Annotated in this window: 18 protein-coding genes; 1 reads left to right on the plus strand and 17 read right to left on the minus strand. The window is 57.4% G+C overall.

The window, feature by feature from the left end; translation table 11 throughout:
- The 5 genes from RT120_RS04420 to focA form a co-directional block, all read right to left on the minus strand.
- Nucleotides 1-339: a nitrous oxide-stimulated promoter family protein gene (locus RT120_RS04420; RefSeq protein WP_409515021.1), complete on the minus strand. Its 339-nt coding sequence runs from the start codon at nucleotides 337-339 to the stop codon at nucleotides 1-3.
- A gap of 12 nt (nucleotides 340-351) precedes the next feature.
- Nucleotides 352-711, minus strand: coding sequence for a DUF1971 domain-containing protein (locus RT120_RS04425; RefSeq protein ID WP_312979922.1), 360 nt, complete (start codon nucleotides 709-711; stop codon nucleotides 352-354).
- A 290-nt stretch (nucleotides 712-1,001) separates the two neighbouring features.
- Nucleotides 1,002-3,170, minus strand: a complete 2,169-nt coding sequence (gene fdhF, locus RT120_RS04430; RefSeq protein WP_312979925.1) for a formate dehydrogenase subunit alpha — start codon at nucleotides 3,168-3,170, stop codon at nucleotides 1,002-1,004.
- Between the two features lie 28 nt (nucleotides 3,171-3,198).
- On the minus strand, nucleotides 3,199-3,750 hold the full coding sequence (hydN, locus tag RT120_RS04435; protein WP_312979927.1) for an electron transport protein HydN: 552 nt from the start codon (nucleotides 3,748-3,750) through the stop codon (nucleotides 3,199-3,201).
- Nucleotides 3,751-4,173: 423 nt separating this feature from the next.
- On the minus strand, nucleotides 4,174-5,028 hold the full coding sequence (focA, locus tag RT120_RS04440) for a formate transporter FocA (protein ID WP_312979929.1): 855 nt from the start codon (nucleotides 5,026-5,028) through the stop codon (nucleotides 4,174-4,176).
- A gap of 267 nt (nucleotides 5,029-5,295) precedes the next feature.
- On the opposite strand from focA, the gene RT120_RS04445 reads away from it, so the two are divergent.
- Complete coding sequence (locus RT120_RS04445) at nucleotides 5,296-7,299, plus strand: sigma 54-interacting transcriptional regulator (protein ID WP_312980388.1); 2,004 nt, start codon at nucleotides 5,296-5,298, stop codon at nucleotides 7,297-7,299.
- A gap of 66 nt (nucleotides 7,300-7,365) precedes the next feature.
- Here the strand turns inward: RT120_RS04445 and hycI are convergent, their stop codons facing one another.
- The 12 genes from hycI to nikR all read right to left on the minus strand — a co-directional run bounded on the left by hycI (nucleotide 7,366) and on the right by nikR (nucleotide 19,357).
- On the minus strand, nucleotides 7,366-7,863 hold the full coding sequence (hycI, locus tag RT120_RS04450) for a hydrogenase maturation peptidase HycI (RefSeq protein WP_312979932.1): 498 nt from the start codon (nucleotides 7,861-7,863) through the stop codon (nucleotides 7,366-7,368).
- Nucleotides 7,860-8,276, minus strand: coding sequence for a formate hydrogenlyase maturation HycH family protein (locus RT120_RS04455; RefSeq protein ID WP_312979938.1), 417 nt, complete (start codon nucleotides 8,274-8,276; stop codon nucleotides 7,860-7,862). The genes hycI and RT120_RS04455 overlap by 4 nt, the downstream gene beginning before the upstream one ends.
- Nucleotides 8,269-9,051 carry an NADH-quinone oxidoreductase subunit B family protein gene (locus tag RT120_RS04460; protein ID WP_312979940.1) on the minus strand — a complete coding sequence of 261 codons (783 nt, stop codon included), beginning with the start codon at nucleotides 9,049-9,051 and terminating at the stop codon, nucleotides 8,269-8,271. Before RT120_RS04460 ends, RT120_RS04455 begins: the two co-directional genes overlap by 8 nt.
- Complete coding sequence (gene hyfH, locus RT120_RS04465) at nucleotides 9,048-9,599, minus strand: hydrogenase 4 subunit H (protein WP_312979943.1); 552 nt, start codon at nucleotides 9,597-9,599, stop codon at nucleotides 9,048-9,050. Before hyfH ends, RT120_RS04460 begins: the two co-directional genes overlap by 4 nt.
- Nucleotides 9,600-9,609: 10 nt before the next feature.
- A complete protein-coding gene (locus RT120_RS04470; protein WP_409515025.1) occupies nucleotides 9,610-11,319 on the minus strand; it encodes an NADH-quinone oxidoreductase subunit C in 1,710 nt (569 codons plus the stop codon).
- A 28-nt stretch (nucleotides 11,320-11,347) separates the two neighbouring features.
- A complete protein-coding gene (locus RT120_RS04475; RefSeq protein ID WP_312979947.1) occupies nucleotides 11,348-12,922 on the minus strand; it encodes a hydrogenase 4 subunit F in 1,575 nt (524 codons plus the stop codon).
- Between the two features lie 4 nt (nucleotides 12,923-12,926).
- A complete protein-coding gene (gene hyfE / locus RT120_RS04480; protein ID WP_312979950.1) occupies nucleotides 12,927-13,577 on the minus strand; it encodes a hydrogenase 4 membrane subunit in 651 nt (216 codons plus the stop codon).
- A gap of 11 nt (nucleotides 13,578-13,588) precedes the next feature.
- Nucleotides 13,589-15,028, minus strand: coding sequence for a hydrogenase 4 subunit D (locus RT120_RS04485; protein WP_312979953.1), 1,440 nt, complete (start codon nucleotides 15,026-15,028; stop codon nucleotides 13,589-13,591).
- Between the two features lie 18 nt (nucleotides 15,029-15,046).
- Nucleotides 15,047-15,997, minus strand: coding sequence for a respiratory chain complex I subunit 1 family protein (locus tag RT120_RS04490; RefSeq protein ID WP_312979956.1), 951 nt, complete (start codon nucleotides 15,995-15,997; stop codon nucleotides 15,047-15,049).
- An 11-nt stretch (nucleotides 15,998-16,008) separates the two neighbouring features.
- Nucleotides 16,009-18,021: a hydrogenase 4 subunit B gene (gene hyfB / locus RT120_RS04495; RefSeq protein ID WP_312980391.1), complete on the minus strand. Its 2,013-nt coding sequence runs from the start codon at nucleotides 18,019-18,021 to the stop codon at nucleotides 16,009-16,011.
- Complete coding sequence (locus RT120_RS04500; protein ID WP_312979959.1) at nucleotides 18,021-18,644, minus strand: 4Fe-4S dicluster domain-containing protein; 624 nt, start codon at nucleotides 18,642-18,644, stop codon at nucleotides 18,021-18,023. Before RT120_RS04500 ends, hyfB begins: the two co-directional genes overlap by 1 nt.
- Nucleotides 18,645-18,925: 281 nt before the next feature.
- Entirely contained in the window at nucleotides 18,926-19,357 is a 432-nt protein-coding gene (gene nikR, locus RT120_RS04505; protein ID WP_312980393.1) for a nickel-responsive transcriptional regulator NikR, read from the minus strand.
- Nucleotides 19,358-19,396: the final 39 nt, after the last annotated feature.

Here is a 19,396-nt window from a genome sequence, read left to right on the forward strand (position 1 = left end):
CTATTTCTTGCGATACTTCTCGGGGATTTCCGGCACCGGCGCACGATCGTCAATTAAGTGATGGAGGGTTAGAATCGGGTGCCGCCATAACATTTTCGGCCCGGCCCAACGCATAATCTGCTTCATCTCTTCACGTTTTGCCGGTTGATAACAGTGGATCGGGCACTGGCGGCAGGCGGGTTTGTTTTCACCAAAGGCACATTTATCGAGGCGCTTCATGGCATATTCATACAGCGCCTGATAATGGGCAGGCTCTGCCAGTGCCTGCGGGCTTTTACGCTGATAAAGCGCAATCATTTTCTGGATGGTGAGTTTTTCACGATCGAGACGCGCGCCCATTATCTTCTCCTGTCAGTTGCTGCTCTTCGTCTGCACCACCTGGCCAAACCCTTTGCCATCCAGTTCTGCATCCGGGGCAGCGAAAAAGTCGATGTTGAAATAAGTGTCCGGCGTAAGCAGTTCAATGCGATGCCAGTACTGCGGCGGGCTGACGCCAAACTGCCCTTCGTTAATGATCAGCTCAATTTCCGGGGTCTGATCGTGCTCGTTTTTAAAACCAATATATTTTACCGCGCCGCGCATCACAGAAAGGCGACCGTAGACATCTTTTTTGGTGTTGTGATGGGTTAATAACGCCTGAGGAACGGAGGAACTGTCAAAGAAAGCGGTGGAACGGGTGTGTTTATATTCTACAGGAATGCGATGAGCCATTTGTCTTACCTCGAAAGTGAAGTTAGTTAACTATTGCTCTGCATCTTCCATGCCAAAAATAAATATCAATAAAATCAAGACGATGAAAATTATAAATCAGAGAAGCTGTCATTTCAATAGTGTCTAAATGACTGTTTATTGTCTTAATGACTGTTTGTGCATGAATAAAACCGCTTGCGCCAGAGTAACCTGGCGCAAGGAGAGCGTCATTCATTAACTGACTGGAATGAGGCGCGTTAAGGTATAACGCAATGAAACGGAAACAAGGCGGACGCGTGTCCGCCTTTCATTCAGGCTATCGCGCGAACCGCGCCGTCAACATGCTGACGCAACCGGGCTTTCATATCGTTATACGACTGGCTGGCGAAGTTCTCGGCCCATTTCTGATCGTCAATCGCCTCAACCCGCGCCGCGCAGTACTTGGTTTCCGGCGTTTTTGATGTGGGGTCGAGGTTGTCCTGCGTCAGTTCGTTACAGGCTCCAATCCACCACTGATAGGTCATATACACCGCGCCACGGTTGACCCGCTCGTTGTAATTACAGCGCGAGATCACCTTGCCACGCCGCGACATCACCCACACCAGCGCCTGATTGGCGACGCCAAGTTGGCGGGCATCGTCCGGATGCATCTGCACAAAGCCCGGCTCATCGGCCAACGTGACCAGCGCCCGGCAGTTGCCGGTCATCGAGCGGCAGCTGTAGTGGCCGACTTCCCGCACGGTACACAGCACCAGCGGGTAACGTTCATCGGGGATTTCCGCTGGTGCGCGCCAGGCGGTGGCAAACAACTGCCCTTTGCCGCTCGGCGTGGCGAAGGTATTGCCCTGATACAGATACGGCGTGCCGGGGTGTTCCAGCGTCGGGCACGGCCACTGCACGTGGCCCAGCCCGGCCATTTTCTCCCACGTCACGCCGTAATAGAGCGGGCACAGTTCGCGCAGTTCGTTCCAGATGGCCTCGTTGTTTTCGTACTTCATCGGATAGCCCATGGCGGTGGAGATCAGGCTGATGATCTCCCAGTCGCGTTTGACGTTCCCTTTGGCGTCGATGGCTTTTTCGAACCGCTGGAAACCGCGATCGGCGCAGGAGAACACCCCGCCGTGCTCGCCCCAACTGGTGGCGGGCAGGATAACATCGGCCTGTTCAGCGGTTTGGGTCATGAAAATGTCCTGCACCACGACGAATTCCAGGGCATCAAACCCACGGCGCACCAACCCTAAATCGGCTTCGGTCTGAAGCGGATCTTCCCCCATGATGTAATAGGCTTTGACCTTACCTTCCATCGCCAGGTGGGGCACTTCGGTGATGCGATACCCCGGTTCAGGATCGAGGGTTTGCGGATCGATACGCCAGGCTTTGGCGAATTTCTCCCGCACCGCCGGCTCGCTTACCGACTGATAGCCAGGGAACAGATCCGGCAACGCACCCATATCGCAGGCACCCTGCACGTTGTTCTGCCCTCTCACCGGGCCGACGCCCACGTTCGGGCGGCCCAGATTGCCGGTGAGCAGCGCCAGGCCTGAGAGCCCTTTCACCACGTCAACCGCCTGACCAAACTGCGTCACGCCCATGCCCCACATAATGGTAGCGGACGGCGCAGCGGCGTAGGTGCGCATCGCCTGGCGGATTTCCTGCGCCGGGACGCCCACCAGCTCCTCCACCGCTTCCGGGCTGTAATCCGCCACAATACTGCGGTACGCCTCAAAGCCTTCGGTGAAGTTGGCAACGTAAGCTTTATCGTAGAGATCTTCTTCGATCAGTACGTGGGCGAAGGCATTAACCAGCGCCATGTTGCTGCCGTTTTTCATTTGCAGATGCTGATCGGCGATACGCGCGGTTTCGATTTTACGCGGGTCGCAGACGATAATTTTCGCGCCCTTCTCTTTGGCTTTCACTACGCGCCTGGCCACGATGGGATGAGAGTCGGCGCAGTTGTAGCCGAATACCAACAAGCACGCTGAATTTTCGATATCAGAAATTGAGTTGCTCATCGCGCCGTTGCCGAGGGTCTGGCGCAACCCCGCTACGGACGGGCCGTGGCATACCCTGGCGCAGCAGTCGATGTTGTTGTTGCCAATCACCCCGCGGGCAAATTTCTGCATCACATAGTTGGTTTCATTTCCGGTGCCGCGCGACGATCCGGTTAGCATGATCGATTTCGGGCCGTATTTGGCCTTGATCTCCTGCAAGCGGGATGCGGTAAAGCGGATCGCCTCCTCCCAGGAGACCACTTCAAATGGCCCTCCTTTCCGGCGACGAATCATCGGTTCCTGAAGGCGTGGCGTCAGCAACCGGGTGTCGTTAAGAAAATCCCAACCGTAATAGCCTTTAAGGCAGAGTTCGTTCTGGTTGGTAACACCGTTTGCCGCTTCAGCGCGGACAATTTTGCCGTTTTCCACACACAAATTGAGTTTGCACCCTGCACCGCAGTACGGGCACACAGAAATGATTTTTTCCATTGCGTAACCTTTTCCCCTGACCAGGGAGTCAAAAGTTTAAGAAGGATCCTGAGACTGACATATCGAGCGCCGCGCGACGGCGTTTTTCCTGCACCATGTTTTCGACGGCATTTCTGTCCATCACCACCAGCGCTTTCGTCGGGCACACCTCAACACAGGCGGGACCGAGATCGCGGGTATGGCACAAATCGCATTTATTGGCCTGAGCGCGGGTATTCAGGCCGCTGCTTAACGCGTGGTCATCGTTGACCATGACCTTTGTTACGACTTCCATGGTGCCGTAAGGGCACGCCACCACGCAGGTTTTACAGCCAATACATTTTTGTTGATCGACATAAATGAAGTCGTTCCTGCGCGTAATGGCGGCATTGGGGCACACCGTCGCACAAGGGGCGTCTTCACACTGGCGGCAGATCACCGCTGTACTGACGCTAAAGCCTTTCACCACATGGATACGTGGCGAAAACTGATACTGCGTTATCTGCGCGATATCGCCGTCTCCGTGCGCCATTACACAGGCAATTTCACACGTCCGGCAGCCAATACATTTATTGGGATCCGCAAAGATGAACCGGTTCATCAGCTCACTCCTGAGTCTTCGTTATTGTTAACCGGGCAAAGCCGGTCACTCACATTGCGAAGTAGATTTAGCAAACAACGTGCCAGAATGGGGTTGTAGCCATCTTCCTTTTAAATCAACAGGTTATTCATATGGCGATGTGGCGGCATCGTCTCAAAACGGGTTTTCGGCAGAAATGTCGAACATATTTCTCAATAAAATGCCTGACAGCCGCGCGCAGTTGACCATCGGAAAAGCGGATCCCGATAATCTTCCCGCAAGGATGCCAGGACAGATATTTATGGCTTATCGAATATATGAATTTTGCAGTCGATCACAAAAGCCAGGTTAATCACTGAGTGAAATAATCAAAATATATTCTTTGCGACAAAACTGCTGATATTTCAAACGACACTTTTGTCTGCACACGATCGAAAATCTTATTTAATGCCGTTGATTGGCTGGGTTAAGATAAATTATCCAGTAGGTAATCCCCACTAAAATGCCGCCGCCAATAATATTACCTATCGTCACCGGTATTAAATTATTAATGATAAAATCATGAATAGTTAAGGCTGGAAATTGATCGGCGTTCATGCCAATTGAATGCCAGAAGGCATCAGGGGCGAAATAGCGAATAACAATGCCCATAGGGATCAGGAACAGATTGGCAATGCTGTGCTCAAATCCACTGGCAACAAACATGGCGACAGGAAATAACATTGCTACAACTTTATCCGTCAGCGAGTGGCCGGAATAACTCATCCATACCGCAAGGCAAACCATCAAATTACACAGTGTCCCCAGGCAAACCGCTTCGATAAACGTATGGTGCAATTTGTGGTCCGCCGTGCTGAGTACGCTTAACCCCCACTGCCCGCCGATGGCCATGTGCTGCCCGGCACCCCAGATCAGCGCCACCAGGAACAGTGCGCCCGCCATGTTGCCGAGATAAACAACTATCCAGTTTACAATCAGTTGCCGCCAGCTAATAAGCCCGCTCGCTTTGGCGACCACGGTTAATACCGTTGAAGTAAACAGGTCGGCTCCGCAAATCACCACCAGAATTAATCCCATGGCGAAACATAATCCCCCCGCTAATTTGGTTAATCCGTTCGCCGGGCTCGCGGTAATTACCGTAATATAGAAAACAAATGCCAGACCGATGAAAACACCAGCGGTTACCGCCAAAAAAAATGATAAAGATTTCTTTTTTGTCGCTTTATAGCAACCAGCCTGTTCAGCTACTTTCGCCATTTCCGCTGGTAAACGTAAATCGAAAAAATTATTGTCGCTCATGTTGATCACCATCAAATCAGATTAAAAATAGAGACAGCATCAGACTCTTCTTATGCATAATCTGTACCACTCGCTTTTTAGGGGGTCGGAGTTTTGAACTGGTTAGCAAATGAGTGTAAAAACAAAGCAAATGAGAACAGTTATCAACGTAACTGAAGAATAACCTGACATGGCACATTCAAAACAATTAGTCATGAAGGTATAATTTTTTAACGGTGAAATTTATAGGGCTTATTTTCACCTGACACTATGGTGATAAATGTGACAATGGCTTCTGACAACGTGACGACATCTTCTTCAGTGCAAGAAAATATTCTGCGGATCTCGCAAGCACTTTATATGCAAAGCGATATTCCCGGTCTGCTGCACACGCTGATCCGCCACCCGGCGTTGCCGTACCTTCCTGCGGCGCTGGAACTGCGGTTGCCGCACGTTCGCTGGCATTGCAGCGCTGATGGCAACGTCGCAAAGCAGGATAATCTGTTTTCTACCGCCCAGGATGAGCCTAAAGACGCTGTAATTCAAAATCTTACCGTTAACGGCAACGTGCTGGGACGGTTGCTGTTTATTCCTTCGGCGCAAAAACTCTTCACCGATAGCGCGAAGCTGTGGTTCAGCCAGCTTTGTACGCCCGTCGCCGCTCTGTTGCAGCATTTGCTGACCCAGGAGGCGTTGCAGAATGAATGCCGACAACTGCGTGACGAGCGCGATCACTTTCGCATTCTGGTGGATACCACCAACTCGGTGATCTCACATCTCGATATGCATGCGCTGGTGTCGGAAGTCTCAAAGGAAATTCATCGTTTTTTCGGTATTGATTATATCGGCATGGCGCTGCTGGATGCCGATTCGCGCCATGCCCGTTTCGATCTCTATTCTACCTGGTATGCCCCCGGCGCACCGCTGGTTTGCGAACGTGAGTACATCGCCATGCAGGATACGCTGCTGGCCCAGAGCGGCGCGCAGCCGCAACTTTGCGTAATGCAGCTTAATAACGAAGATAAAAAGGTTCGTGAAGACGGCCTGCTTACCCGCGCCACCCGCAACGGGCTAAATAATGTCTGCCTGCTGCCGCTCCAGTTTGGACATGAGCCGCAGGGCGTATTGATACTGGCCCATCGCAGCGGCGGGATGTTCCAGGGTAGCCACCTTCATTTGCTACAGCAGATCGCCGCGCGTATCAGCATCGCCGTGGATAACGCCAGCGCCTATAGCGTGATCAACCGCCTGAAAGAAACGCTCGAAATCGAGAATATCTGGCTTAACGAGCAGATTGGCGGCGAAGAACACTTTAGCGAGATCATCTACCAGAGCCAGGCGATGAAAGAGGTGCTCACCCAAATCGAGATGGTGGCGCAAAGCGATTGTACGGTGCTGATCCTCGGTGAAACCGGCACCGGCAAAGAGCTGGTGGCGCGGGCGATTCATAATTTAAGCCAGCGCAAAGGCCACCGGATGGTGAAAATGAACTGCGCCGCCATCCCCGCCACGCTGATTGAAAGCGATTTGTTTGGTCATGAAAAAGGCGCGTTTACCGGCGCGACCTCGACCCACATTGGCCGCTTTGAGCGGGCGGAAGGCGGTTCGCTGTTTCTTGATGAAGTGGGCGATATGCCGCTTGAGCTACAGCCGAAGCTGCTACGCGTCTTGCAGGAGCGTGAAATTGAACGCCTGGGCAGTAACCGGGTGATCCCGGTAAACGTGCGGCTGATTGCGGCGACTAACCAGGATCTGCACCAAAAATCGCTGGATCGTGAATTCCGCAGCGATCTCTATTATCGATTAAACGTGTTCCCGATCCTGATCCCGCCGCTGCGCGAACGCCCGGAAGATATCCCATTACTGGCGAAGCATTTTACCCAAAAAATCTCTCGCCGCATGAACCGCACTATCGACAGCATTTCTGCCGAAGGGATGCGACTGCTCAGCCAGTTGCCGTGGCCGGGCAACGTGCGCGAGCTGGAAAACGTGATTGAGCGTGCGGTGATATTAAGCCAGGGCAATACGCTGCATTTACCGCTGGAAAAACTGCGCCATTATTTACCTGCCGAACCGCCTGCCCCGGTACGCACGCCGCGCGCCGCCCCGGCGATGATCACCCCACCGGTGCCGGAGCACGACGACGCCGAACGTGAACGAATTATTCAGGTACTGCGGGAAACTAACGGGATTGTCGCTGGCCCACGCGGCGCGGCGGCGCGGCTGGGGTTAAAGCGCAGCACACTGCTTTCAAGAATGCAAAGACTGGGGATATCGGCACGGGAGATTTGAGTAAAAGACTTTTAAGACAATAATGCCGGGGAATCTCCCCCGGCAAACGACCTTTTAAAAACAAACTTATATTCCTTCAGATTCCCTTTCTACCACCAGCGCCTCAATCCCCTCCGGTCCCTGCCAGTTTTCCAGTTGCTGATACAACCGCTCCACCGCATCATTCACCGCAGGAGTAATGGGAAAATAAAACGCGACAATATCCGGCTGAATGCCGATAAACGTCACGTCCGGCACATCGTCCTTCAGGCTGTCGATAAGAAACGTCAGCGGCATAGTGTGGGTGCTGACGATAAACATCTCGGCGATATCATTCGGATCGACCACCCGGATTTCGCCGGGATTGAGTCCCATATCAGTGGCATCCACCACCACCACCCGCGGCGGGGCCAGTGCACGTACCTGGTGCACCACATTTTCCGGGGCTGAACCGCCGTTGACCACGGTCCAGCCAGGGATCGGGTCGCGCAACATTTTCTCGCCGAGCATTGGCCCTGCGCCGTCGTCGCCCATCATGCTGTTGCCGACGGTTAACACCACGCCGTTGATTTCTGAAGGCTTCATGATTTCCTCTTCACAATCAGGTAGATGGCTGGCTCGCGAACAATATCGCCTATCAGGCGGATCAGCGTAGCGCTCCAGTGGTTAAACGGCTCGGCCGCGGTATCGCGCAGCGGCGCAAGGGCATTTGCCAGCAACGACGTATGCGTGGAATCAATTGTGATCTCGCCGAAGGTCAGCAGCCCCTGCAACTTGCGTCTGGCCTCCCCTTCCGGCAGCCGTTCCAGCCACTGTTGATACTGCGCCAGCGGGCACACCAGTTCCGTTTTCAGGCAGTCGATCATGCCGACGTGATGGCCAATCGCCAGCGAGTAGTACATCACCTGCTGCGCTTCTTCCGGCACGTCGTCATCGCTGTCGACGAATTTCTGGCGCAGCGACCAGAACACCACTTCCGGCGGACGAGTGTTAGCCATGCTGGCCTCCCTGCTGTAACAGCCCGGCCAGACGCTGGACGATTTCCCGCAGCCGCGGATCGTTTTCCTCGCTGAGCCACTGCGACAAACGCGGCGCCACTTCGCTTACCGACGCGCCGTGCAGGCGTTTTAAGAACTCATCGCTTATCAACCGCCCCTGCCAGTAACCCCCCATGCGGCGGGCCTCACGCTCGATCATCACGCGGGTCGCCAGCGGCACTTCCGGCAGGATCAGCGCCGCTTTTTCACCGATGGCTTCGATATGCTGTTCGCCCTTTAGTTTTTGATCGAGCAGACCCAGCGCCACCGCAAAGCCGTACAGCGTGGCGGCAGGGGTCGGCGGGCAGCCGGGGATCCACACGTCGATGGGCACGATGGATTCGCTGCCGCTCCACACGCAGTACAGATCGTGGAAAATTCCCCCGCCGCAGCCGCAGGCGCCATAGGAGATGCAGATTTTCGGGTCAGGCGCGGACTCATAGGCGCGCAGCGCCGGGACGCGCATCGCACGGGTCACCGCCCCGGTAAACAGCAAAATATCGGCATGACGCGGTGAGGCGACGACTTTGATGCCGAAGCGCTCGGCATCAAACAGCGGGGTAATCGCCGAGAAAATCTCGATTTCGCAGCCGTTACAGCCGCCGCAGTCCACGCGGTAAACATAGGCCGAGCGCTGAATATCCTTCAGCAGCGTGCTTTTCAGCTTCGCCGCCTGTTCATCCAGTTGGATCGGCTGGCTGACGTGGTGGTTCACCTTAATGTCCGGCAGGCTCATGATTTTTCTCCCACAGCAATCTGGCGCATACGCAGCGAACCGTTGGTGCTCAGGTTGTATTTTTGACGGCAGCCCGGGCAGCATTCGTACACGCCGCGCAACGCGTCTACCGTGTCAGGGTCGCCGCTGGACTGGGCCAGTAAATCCAGGGTCAGCGCCAGCGCTTTTTTGGTAGTGAACGGCTGGTGGCACTGCGGGCAACTGTGCAGCGCGAAGGTCGCCGTGGTGTAGAGATCGGCTTTGTTGGTCACCGCCAGTTCAAACTCTTCCGACAGCACAATGGCGCGGGTCGGGCACACCTCCTCACAGCGGGCGCAAAAGATGCAGCGTCCATAGAAAATCTGCCATACCCGCTCGCCGGTGGTGGTGTTGGTTTCCATGGTTAACGCATTCGCCGGGCAGGCGACCGTACAGGCCCCGCAGGCGATGCACTGTTCGGCGTCATACACCGGTTTGCCGCGAAAGCCTGGGCAGACTTCCAACGGCTTAAACGGGTACTTAACCGTGGCTTCGCCCGTTTTGAGGATGGTTTTAAACAGTTTCAGCATCGTTTAGTCCTCACTTGAGCGGCGACTGGGTGCGCTCAATCCCGTAGCGTTCAATCTCCTGATACGGCACGGTTTTGACGCTGCGTTTACGCACATCCACCAGCGTGACGCGGTCGGTACAGGAGTAACAAGGGTCAAGGCTGCCGATAATCAGCGGCGCATCGGAAACGGTGTTGCCCTGCAACATGTAGCGCAGCACCGGCCAGTTGGCGTAGGTCGCCGCACGGCAGCGCCAGCGGTACAGTTTCTGGTTATCGCCCAGCATGCTCCAGTGAATGTCTTCGCCACGCGGCGCTTCGGTATAGCCCAGCGCGAATTTATGCGGTTTATAGGTAAAGCCTTCGGTGAGGATGTCGCCTTCCGGCAGGTTGTCCAGCGCGTACTCAATCATCGCCAGAGAATCGAACACCTCTTTTACGCGCACCATCACGCGGGAGAACACGTCGCCGCCATCCATCGTAAACAGGGTTTTCGGCAGGTTGCCGTAATCGGCGAACGGGTGGTCAAAGCGCACGTCGCGGGCAAAGCCGCTGGCGCGGATCATCGGCCCTACCGGGCTGTGGTCACGGGCGACTTTACGGTCCAGTACGCCGACGCCCACGGTACGCTGTTCGATATTCGGCGTCGTGAGCAGCATATCCACCAGGTTCTGGAATTCGACGCGCATTTCGCGCACCAGCTTCAGGGTGTTCAGGCGCTGGGTTTTATTGATGTCGCGACGCACGCCGCCAATCAAGTTCATACCGTAGGTTTTCCGCGCCCCGGTCAGCAATTCCGCCATGGTCATGGATTTCTCCCTGATGCGGAAAAACTGCATAAAGCCGGTATCGAAGCCGACGAAGTGGCTGCTCAGGCCGATGTTCAGCAGGTGGCTGTGCAACCGCTCCACTTCCAGCAAAATACTGCGGATGGTGTGGGCGCGCTGCGGCACGTAAATCCCCAGCGCGTTTTCCACCGAGGTGGTATAGGCCACGCTGTGGGTAAAACCGCAGATACCGCACACCCGGTCGGACAGGAACGTGACTTCGTTATAGCCCATGCGGGTTTCCGCCAGTTTCTCCATGCCGCGATGGACATAGAACAGGCGGTAATCGGCATCGACAATCTGCTCGCCGTCGACGAACAGCCGAAAGTGACCCGGTTCGTCGGAGGTGATATGCAGCGGGCCAATCGGCACCACGCGGGTCTCCCCGGTGGCTTCATTGACGAACGGATAGGTTTCGGTTTCCGTAGTCGGTGCCGGGCGCTGGCGGTAATCCATCGTGTCTTTGCGCAGCGGATAGAGATCGTCCGGCCAGTCGTCCGGCAGCACCAGACGGCGTTCATCCGGCAGCCCCACCGGTTTCAGGCCGTACATATCGCGCACTTCGCGCTCGCCCCAGACCGCCGCAGGCACGCGCGGCGTCACGGACGGGTATTCCTGGGTAATCGGGCTGACAAAGGCCTTGACGGTGATCCAGCACTTCTCTTCGCCTTCCAGAGACAGCACGTAATACACCGCAAACTGCCCGTTGAGCGGGCGCTCGTCATTGCCGAATAACACCGGCAGCCAGCCGTTCAACTGGTAATAAATGAATTCCACGACTTCCGGCAGCGCGTCAGTTTTAACCGTAATGGTGAGCTGATCCGCCGTTTGCCATTCCTCGTCCAGCACCGCCGCCGGGAACTTCTGGCGGATTTGCGCCAGATAGCCCACGCCGCGCCTGGCGCTGTTTTGCATATTGTTGACGAAATTTTCGTAGCTCACGTTACTTCTCCTGACGATGAGTTGTGGCGGTAATGGATGCGTCGTGGGTGGCCCACGGCCACGAATAGCGCTGTTGTGAATCGGGCTGGTTCAGGACGATGGTGGACGCGCGCTCCAGCATATGGGTAACGGGTTTCGGAATATGGGTGCCCATTACCAGCATCAGCACCAGCAGGATCAGCAGCGGCAGCGTGGTCAACAGCCCCAACTCGCCTTTGGCGACCGCCTGTGGCGCTTCGCCGAAGCACACTTTGGCGACCATGCGGATCAGCCCGCCCAGCACTACCGTTAACAGCAGTAGCAGCACGATAGTGAGCCACAGATGCTGGCCCGCCAGCCCGGCGGTCACGGTCATAAACTCGCTGAGGAACACGTTGAACGGCGGCATCCCGCCGAGGGCCAGCGCGCCACCTGCCAGCAGCACCGCGCTGAACGGCGCGACGCGCATCATGCCGCGCACCACGTCGAGATCGCGAGTGCCGTATTTCAACAGCAGGTTGCCGGAGCCGCAGAACAGCAGCGCTTTCGCCAGGCTATGGTTGAGGGTGTGCAGCAGTCCGGCCAGCACGCCGAGCGGACCGCCGATGCCTATTGCCACCGCGATCAGGCCCATGTTCTCCACGCTCGAATAGGCCAGCAAGCGCTTCACATCGCGTTGAACCAGGATAAAGAACGCCGCGACCGCTACCGACAGCATCCCGAAGACAATCAGCAAGGTGTTAGGGAACTGTGGGCCAATCGCCGCACTGATCAGGATGTAGTAGCGCACGATGATCAGCAGCGCGCAGTTCAGCAGCACCGCAGAGAGCAGCGCACTGGTCGGGCTGGGCGCTTCACTGTGCGCATCCGGTAGCCAGGCGTGCATCGGGAAAATCCCCATCTTGGTGCCAAAGCCGATCAGCACAAACACAAACGCCAGGTGCATCAGCGTCGGGTCCAGCAGATCCGGGTGTTTCATCACTTCGGTCCAGAAAATAGCGTCGCCCGGATTCGGCAGGACGCCCGCCGCGTTGGAATAGACCAGCACCGTGCCGTAGAGGCCAAACGCCACCCCAACGGTACAAATGATGATGTACTTCCAGGCCGCCTCCAGCGACGAACGCTGGCCGTACAGCCCTACCAGGAAAGTCGAGCTGAGGGTAGTGGCCTCGATGGCCGCCCACATCAGGATCAGGTTATTACTGGTCACCACCAGCAGCATGGTGAAAATAAACAGGTGGAAGAAGCCGTAGTAGTTACACAGGCTCTTCACGCTCAGTTCACCGCTGTTCACCTCGTGGTTCATATACCCGATAGAGTACAGCCCGGTTAAAAACCCGACCACGCCCAGCAGCCCGAGGAACAGACCGCTCAGGCTGTCGAGATGTAGCCACTGGTGCGCCGCCAGTAAATCCTGGTGCTCATAGACCAGCGCCACGCCCCACAGGCTGACACCCAGCAGCGCGGTGATAGCAACAGCATGCAGCGCCGTCACCACGCCGCGCGCGCCGTCGCCGAGCAAACGGCAGGCGAACGCCAGTAGCGCGACCACCAGCGGTATGCCCAGCAGCCAGAAAAACATCGTACTGTCATTCATCTGCTTACCCCTTCAGCGCCGTCAGTTGATCAACATTGAGCGTGTTGAGCGTGTGATAAATTTTGCGCGCCAACACTGCCATGACGATCACGGCAAAAATGGCGTCCGTGGCGATCCCGATTTCCACCAGCTCCGGCGCGCGGTTCGCCAGCAGCGCCAGCGTCAGGTGCGAGCCGTTTTCCATCAGGCAGTAGCCGAACACCTGCTTGAGGATGTTGCGCTGGGTAACGATGCACAGCAACCCCAGCAGGAAGTGGCCCAGCGACACCGCCAGCGCCGGTTTCAGTTCCGTCACCAGCGGCACCGTTACCGGCTCCACCACGAACCAGGCCAGCAGCACGATGGTCGCCGCGGCGACCATCAACAGCGCCGGGCTGATAATCCCGGCATTGGCGCTGGGATCGGAGAGTTTGCGAAATGCGTAGCCCATAATCAGCGGCACCATCACCACTTTGGTGATAAAGGCGCTGATCGACCAGGAGAGCAGCTCATGGGCGTTGAGGGTTTCCGCCAGGGTGACAAAAATGCCCACCAGCATTAGCGACTGCAGCGCGTAGAACCAGCACGCGGCGGCAGGACGTTTGACGCCAATCACCAGCAGCGAGGTGATCATCATCACGCCGGCGAGGTTATTGACGATAAGTGTTCCGGTCATGTTCGACTCCCTTATCCCAACCAGGCGACAGCAATGACGCTGGAGCACAGCGACATCACCACCAGGACAATCAGTACCACCCGCATCGCGACCGGTACCGGTGAGGCCTCCGCCACCGCTTCGCTCGGCTCGCCAGGCACCACACGCCCAAACCAGTAAAGCAGCCAGGCGAAGCTCGCCACCGATTCAACCAGCAGCAGCACCATCAGCGGGGTCATGACCCAATACTGGCTGGAGAGCGCGAAACCAGCGGCAAACAGCGGGAACTTGCTGAAAAAGCCGTTGAACGGCGGCACCCCGGCAATGGCCAGCGCCGCCACGCAGAAGCCGACGCCCAGCAGCGGCATGGTGCGCATCAGCCCTTTCAACTTCGGCAGCATACGGGTGCCGCAGCTGTAGCTGAGCGCACCCGCCACCAGGAAGAACAGGCTCTTGGCGAAAGCGTGGTTGAAGATGTAGGCGATACCGCCGTTGAAGGCTTCTTTCGAGCCGAACACCGACATCGACAGGGCGAAGAAAATCCAGCCCAGTTGGGTGATGGTCGACCAGGCGAGCAGGCGCTTCATGTCTTTCTGCGGCAGATACATCATGAAGCCGTAGACGATGGTGAGGCTCGCCATGCCCATGCCGATCCAGCCGATAATGTGCGGCACCTGATCGGCAGAGAGAATGGCACGGGCAAAGATGTACACCCCCACTTTCACCATTGACGCGGCATGCAGGTAAGCACTCACCGGGGTGGGCGCTTCCATGGCGTCCGGCAGCCAGGCCTGCAACGGCAACTGGGCCGATTTGCCCCAGGCTGCGAACAGGATCCCGCCGAACACAATCAGGCTTGCCGGGCCGTCCAGCTCTGCCAGCGCGCTTAAGGCGAAGGTGCCGGTTTGCAGGAACAGCGTCGCCGCCGCCAGATACAGGCCGATGGACGCAACGTGGGTGATCAGCAGCGCTTTCATGGCGGAGCGCTGGGATTTCGCGCTCTGGTAATAGCCAATCAGGCCCCAGGAACAGCCGCCGGTGATTTCGAAAAACAGTAGTTGCCCGAGGATAGTGGATGACAACACCAGCCCGGCCATCGCGCCGATAAACACCAACAGCAGCGCGTAGTAGCGGTTGGTGCCGTCGTGCGGATGCTCGCGGTTGCCTTTGGTCAGATAGCCGGTGGAGTAAAGGCTGACTAAGAAGCCTAAAAACACCACCGCGAACACAATCAGCGTGCTGACCCGATCGAGAGTGAAGCCAAACAGCGCTACATCACCGTACTGAACCAGCGACAGCGTGGTCGCTTCCATGCCGCCCAGATAAAACAGCCATGCCAGTTGAACCGTGCCCAGCGTCGCCAGCAGCGCGACGAGGGTACACAGCCACGGCGCGTAACGCTGCGGCAGGCAGGCCGTGAGCAGCGCCCCGATAAAGGGGATCAGCAGGGTCGCAAGTGCGATAGTTTCCATAATGGTTTCCCTGGCTCCTTACAGACCGGTTAAGTAAAAGACGAAGGCCAGCGCCGCGACGCCGAAGCCAAGCCAGGTGACGCGGTGGGTCAGCAGGAAGCGCCCACGCGCCAGGCTGTTCTCAATCAGCCCGGCCAGCAAAAACACCACCAGCAGCTTGATGCAGGTGGCGAGCACCGCCCACATCAGCGCCGGCGGGGTAAATTCCGCCGCTTTGCCAAACGGGATAAACACCGCCAGGAACAGTTGCGCCACCACCACCTGCTTCAGGCCCAGCCCCCATTTCACCAGCGCGAACCCTGAGCCGGAGTATTCGGTCAACGGCCCTTCCTGCAATTCCTGCTCCGCTTCCGCGAGGTCAAACGGCAGTTTGCCCATCTCGATAAAGCAGACGAAGGCGCAGGCGATAAACGCCAGCAGCGTGGCGGTCGGCGAGCTCCAGCCCTGCGCCAGCGTGGCGCTGATGGTGCCGATATTGGTGGAGCCGGCGATCAGCGCGACAACCAGTAGCGCGAGGATCAGCGTCGGCTCGACTAAAATGCCGATCACCAACTCGCGGCTGGCCCCAATCCCGGCGAAGGTGCTGCCGGTATCCAGCCCGGAAAGCGAGAAGAAAAAGCGGAACAGCGCGAACAGGTACAGCAGCGTGATCAAATCCCCTGCCCCGCCGAACGGCGACATCAGGGTGAAGATCGGTAAGGTCATCGCCACCAGCAGCATCGAACCCAGCAGCACATAAGGCATGATGCGGAACATCGCCCCCGACTGCGCCGGGGCCACTTCCTGGCGTTTAAGTAATTTGGCGATATCGCGGTAGTCCTGCCAGATGCCCGGTCCCTGACGCGAATGCATCCGGGCGCGGATCTGGCGGGAGATCCCGGTGAGTAACGGGGTAACCCCCAGCATAATCAGGGCCTGAACCAGCGCGAACAGCCCCATGGTCAGCGTCGGTGTGTGTTGCGTTAACATGCGCTCCCTCCTCAGACCGCGGTGATCACGAGTAAAACGACCAGCGCCGCCACGACGTACAGGCAGTAGAGACGGAAATCCCCACCCTGTAGTCGCTGTATCCCGCTGCCCATCGACTGGGTCAGGCGGACCAACGGATAAATGATTTTTTCATCCCAGAACGGCTCGACGCGGGTCGCGCCTGCGGTGGTTTTCTCCAGTGCCCGGCCCAGCCCGGCAGACGGGTCAAGCTGGCGACGCAGTTTGTACAGCGAGGAGAACATCACGCGCAGCGGTTGGGTGAAGCTGCCGGCGGAGGCCGACATCGCCTCTTCCCAGGCGTAACCACAGGCCCACGGCTCGCCGCGACGGCGGAAACTTTGTTGCCCGCTGCGACTGGAGAGATAAATCATCAGAGGGATCAGCGGCAGGGCCAGCAGCAGAATGAACATCACCGCCGGTGAGAGCATCGCCTGATGGGCCACGCCCGGCACCAACAGCGCCCCTTCGCTTACCGTCACGGCGGGTGCTTGCACCAGCCCGGCGGCGATGTGAGCGATAACCGGCGCGATCCACGCCGCGCCGATGCCCAACACCACGCACAGCAGCGCCAGCAGCAGCATCGCGGCGGTCATCGGCCACGGCACTTCGCGCGCCTCGGCCGCTTTCTCGCTGCGCGCGCCGCCGCAGAAGCTGATGCCGTACACTTTCACGAAGCACATCGCCGCCAGCGCCCCGGTGATAGCCAACATCACCATGGCGATCGGACCGCTCAGTTTCATGATAAAGCTGCCGTCGCGGCTCATGGTGAACAGCGACTGGTAGGTGTACCACTCGCTGATAAACCCGTTGAGCGGCGGCAGTGCGGAGATCGCCATACAGCCGACCAGGAACGCCATGCCGGTCAACGGCATCAGCTTGCCCAGGCCGCCCATTTTTTCCATATCGCGGGTATGAACGCGGTAAATAATCGCGCCCGCGCCGAGGAACAGCAGGCCCTTAAACACCGCATGGTTCACCAGGTGGTAAAGCGCGCCGAGAATGCCCAGCGTCGCCAGCACCGGGTGGCCGGTGGCGATGCCCACCATGCCGACGCCGACGCCCATCAAAATAATCCCGATGTTTTCCACGGTGTGCCAGGCCAGCAGGCGCTTGATGTCATGCTCCGCCAGCGCATACAGCACGCCCAGCACCGCCGAGACCGCGCCGAACGCCAGCACCACAATCCCCCACCACATCTGGGTGGCGAGCAAATCAATGCCGACTTTGATGATCCCGAAGATACCGATTTTCACCATCACGCCTGACATTAATGCCGAGGCATGAGACGGCGCGGCGGGGTGTGCGCGCGGAAGCCAGCTGTGCAGCGGCAGCATCCCGGCTTTAGCCCCAAAGCCCAGAAACGCCAGCAGAAACACCACCGACGCAGTGCCCGGCGCGAGTTGCAGCGTGCGGAAGCTGGCGAAATCCAGGCTGCCGCTCTCCCGCCACAGCAGGAAAAACGCCATCATGATCAGCACCGATCCGGCGTGGGCAATAAAGAAGTACAGCAGCCCGGCGCTGACTGACTCGTCGTCCTGTTCAGCGATAACCAAAAACCACGACGCCAGCGACATCATTTCAAACAGAATGATGAAGTAGAACGCGTTATCCATCACCACCAGGCCGACCATCGAGGCGATAAACAGGTTCATAAAGAACCCCATGCCCCACGCGCCGCGCCCCCGGTATTCCTGAACATACGACAGCGAATACAGCGAGCACACCACCACCAGCAGGGAAATCACCAGCAGCATAAAAGCCGCCAGCCCGTCGAGCCGCACGCTAAAGGCCGCGAACGGGAACAGGCCCTGAGTGGCAAACACCACCGCATCGCCGCCCATCACCACTGGCCACGCGGCGGCAATACCGAGAATGCCGCCGACCATGGCGCTTACGCCAGCGACATAAATGGCGATCCGCTCCGCATGGCGCAGCAGCAGGGACGCACAGCCGCCCGCCACGTAAAGCACAATGGCCCACAAAAGAAGCTGAAGAGAATCCATCATAATTTCTGCTCCTGAGAAGCGGTGGGGAACAGGTTCAGCTCTGGCGGCAGGCTGCTCATCGCCGCCAGACGCCGCGCTTTTGCCTCCCGCGCGATGCCGCGTTCATCCACCAGTTTCAGCGCCGCCGTCGGGCATACCCTGACGCAGGCCGGGCCTTCCGCGTGGAAATCGCATAAGTCGCATTTCACCGCCACACTGCGCACGCCCGCGTTCCAGGCAAGGAATGGGTTCATGCTGGCGGGGCTTTCCGGCACATCGGCCAGCAGATTCGCCGGAACGTAGTTTTCGAATTGCGTGGGGATAGACAGCGGGCGGCTGCCCGATGGCGTGATAGCCCCGAACGGACAGGCCAGGCCGCATAACTTACAGCCGATACACAGGCTTTCGTTAAGCACGATGGCGTCGTTGTCATGCGTAATGGCGTTCACCGGACACACCCTGGCGCAGGGGGCATCCTCACAGTGACGGCAAAGCATGGGGGCGGTCTGCGCGTCAACGCGGGTGACGGTCAGACGTGGATGCGATTGTAATCCCTGAGCCTTATGGACCTCCGAACAGGCAGCCATACAGGTATTGCATCCGATACATAGCTGCGGCTCCGCAATCACGAAGCGATTCATCGCTGTACCCTCCAGAATCATATGAATAACAGCGAGTCGATACCGTCGGCATTGCCCACTGCTGGTCTTGTCAGCAGGCTTTAAGCAGGAAGTGTGCCAGTTTATTCTTTCTTTTTTATTATCTTAAAAATCAATTAATTGAATTCAAAACATGCCTGGACAGGGCAGATGTCGAACGCGGTAACATGCCGAGTCGGCATTTGTGTCGACACGGTTCAGGCAGCGATTTGCGTTAAAGCAAAGAAAACGTGCCGGACGCTCGGCACGTTGTAGTGGCGGGGTTAATCGTGGTGATGATGGGGATGTGCTTCGTCGTGGTCAACGGGCACCACAATCACCTGGCCGTGGCGCACGCCGCGCTCGGTGATCACCTTATCGGCGAAAGTGCGTACCTGCTGGGTTTCCCCTTTCAATAGCGACACCTCAAGGCAACTGCCGTGGTCAAGATGCACGTGCAGGCTGGTAAGCGACAGGTCGTGATGGTCATGGAACGTGCGCGTTAACCGGCGGGATAATTCCCGGGCTTCGTGATCGTAAATATAAAACAGCGCCGCGATACACGGCCCGCTGGCGCTGGTGGCGGCGGCATCCTGCAACCCGGCGCGCACCAGGTCGCGAACCGCTTCGGAGCGGTTCTGATAGCCACGGGTCTGGATTAACGCATCCACTTCCGCCAGTAAATCATCATCAAGTGACAGGGTTACACGTTGCATCATTCAATCCCAAACAGAGTGTTGCGAGCAGTATGGCAT

This window comes from Atlantibacter sp., assembly GCF_032062175.1.
In the GTDB taxonomy this organism is placed as follows: Bacteria; Pseudomonadota; Gammaproteobacteria; order Enterobacterales; family Enterobacteriaceae; genus Atlantibacter.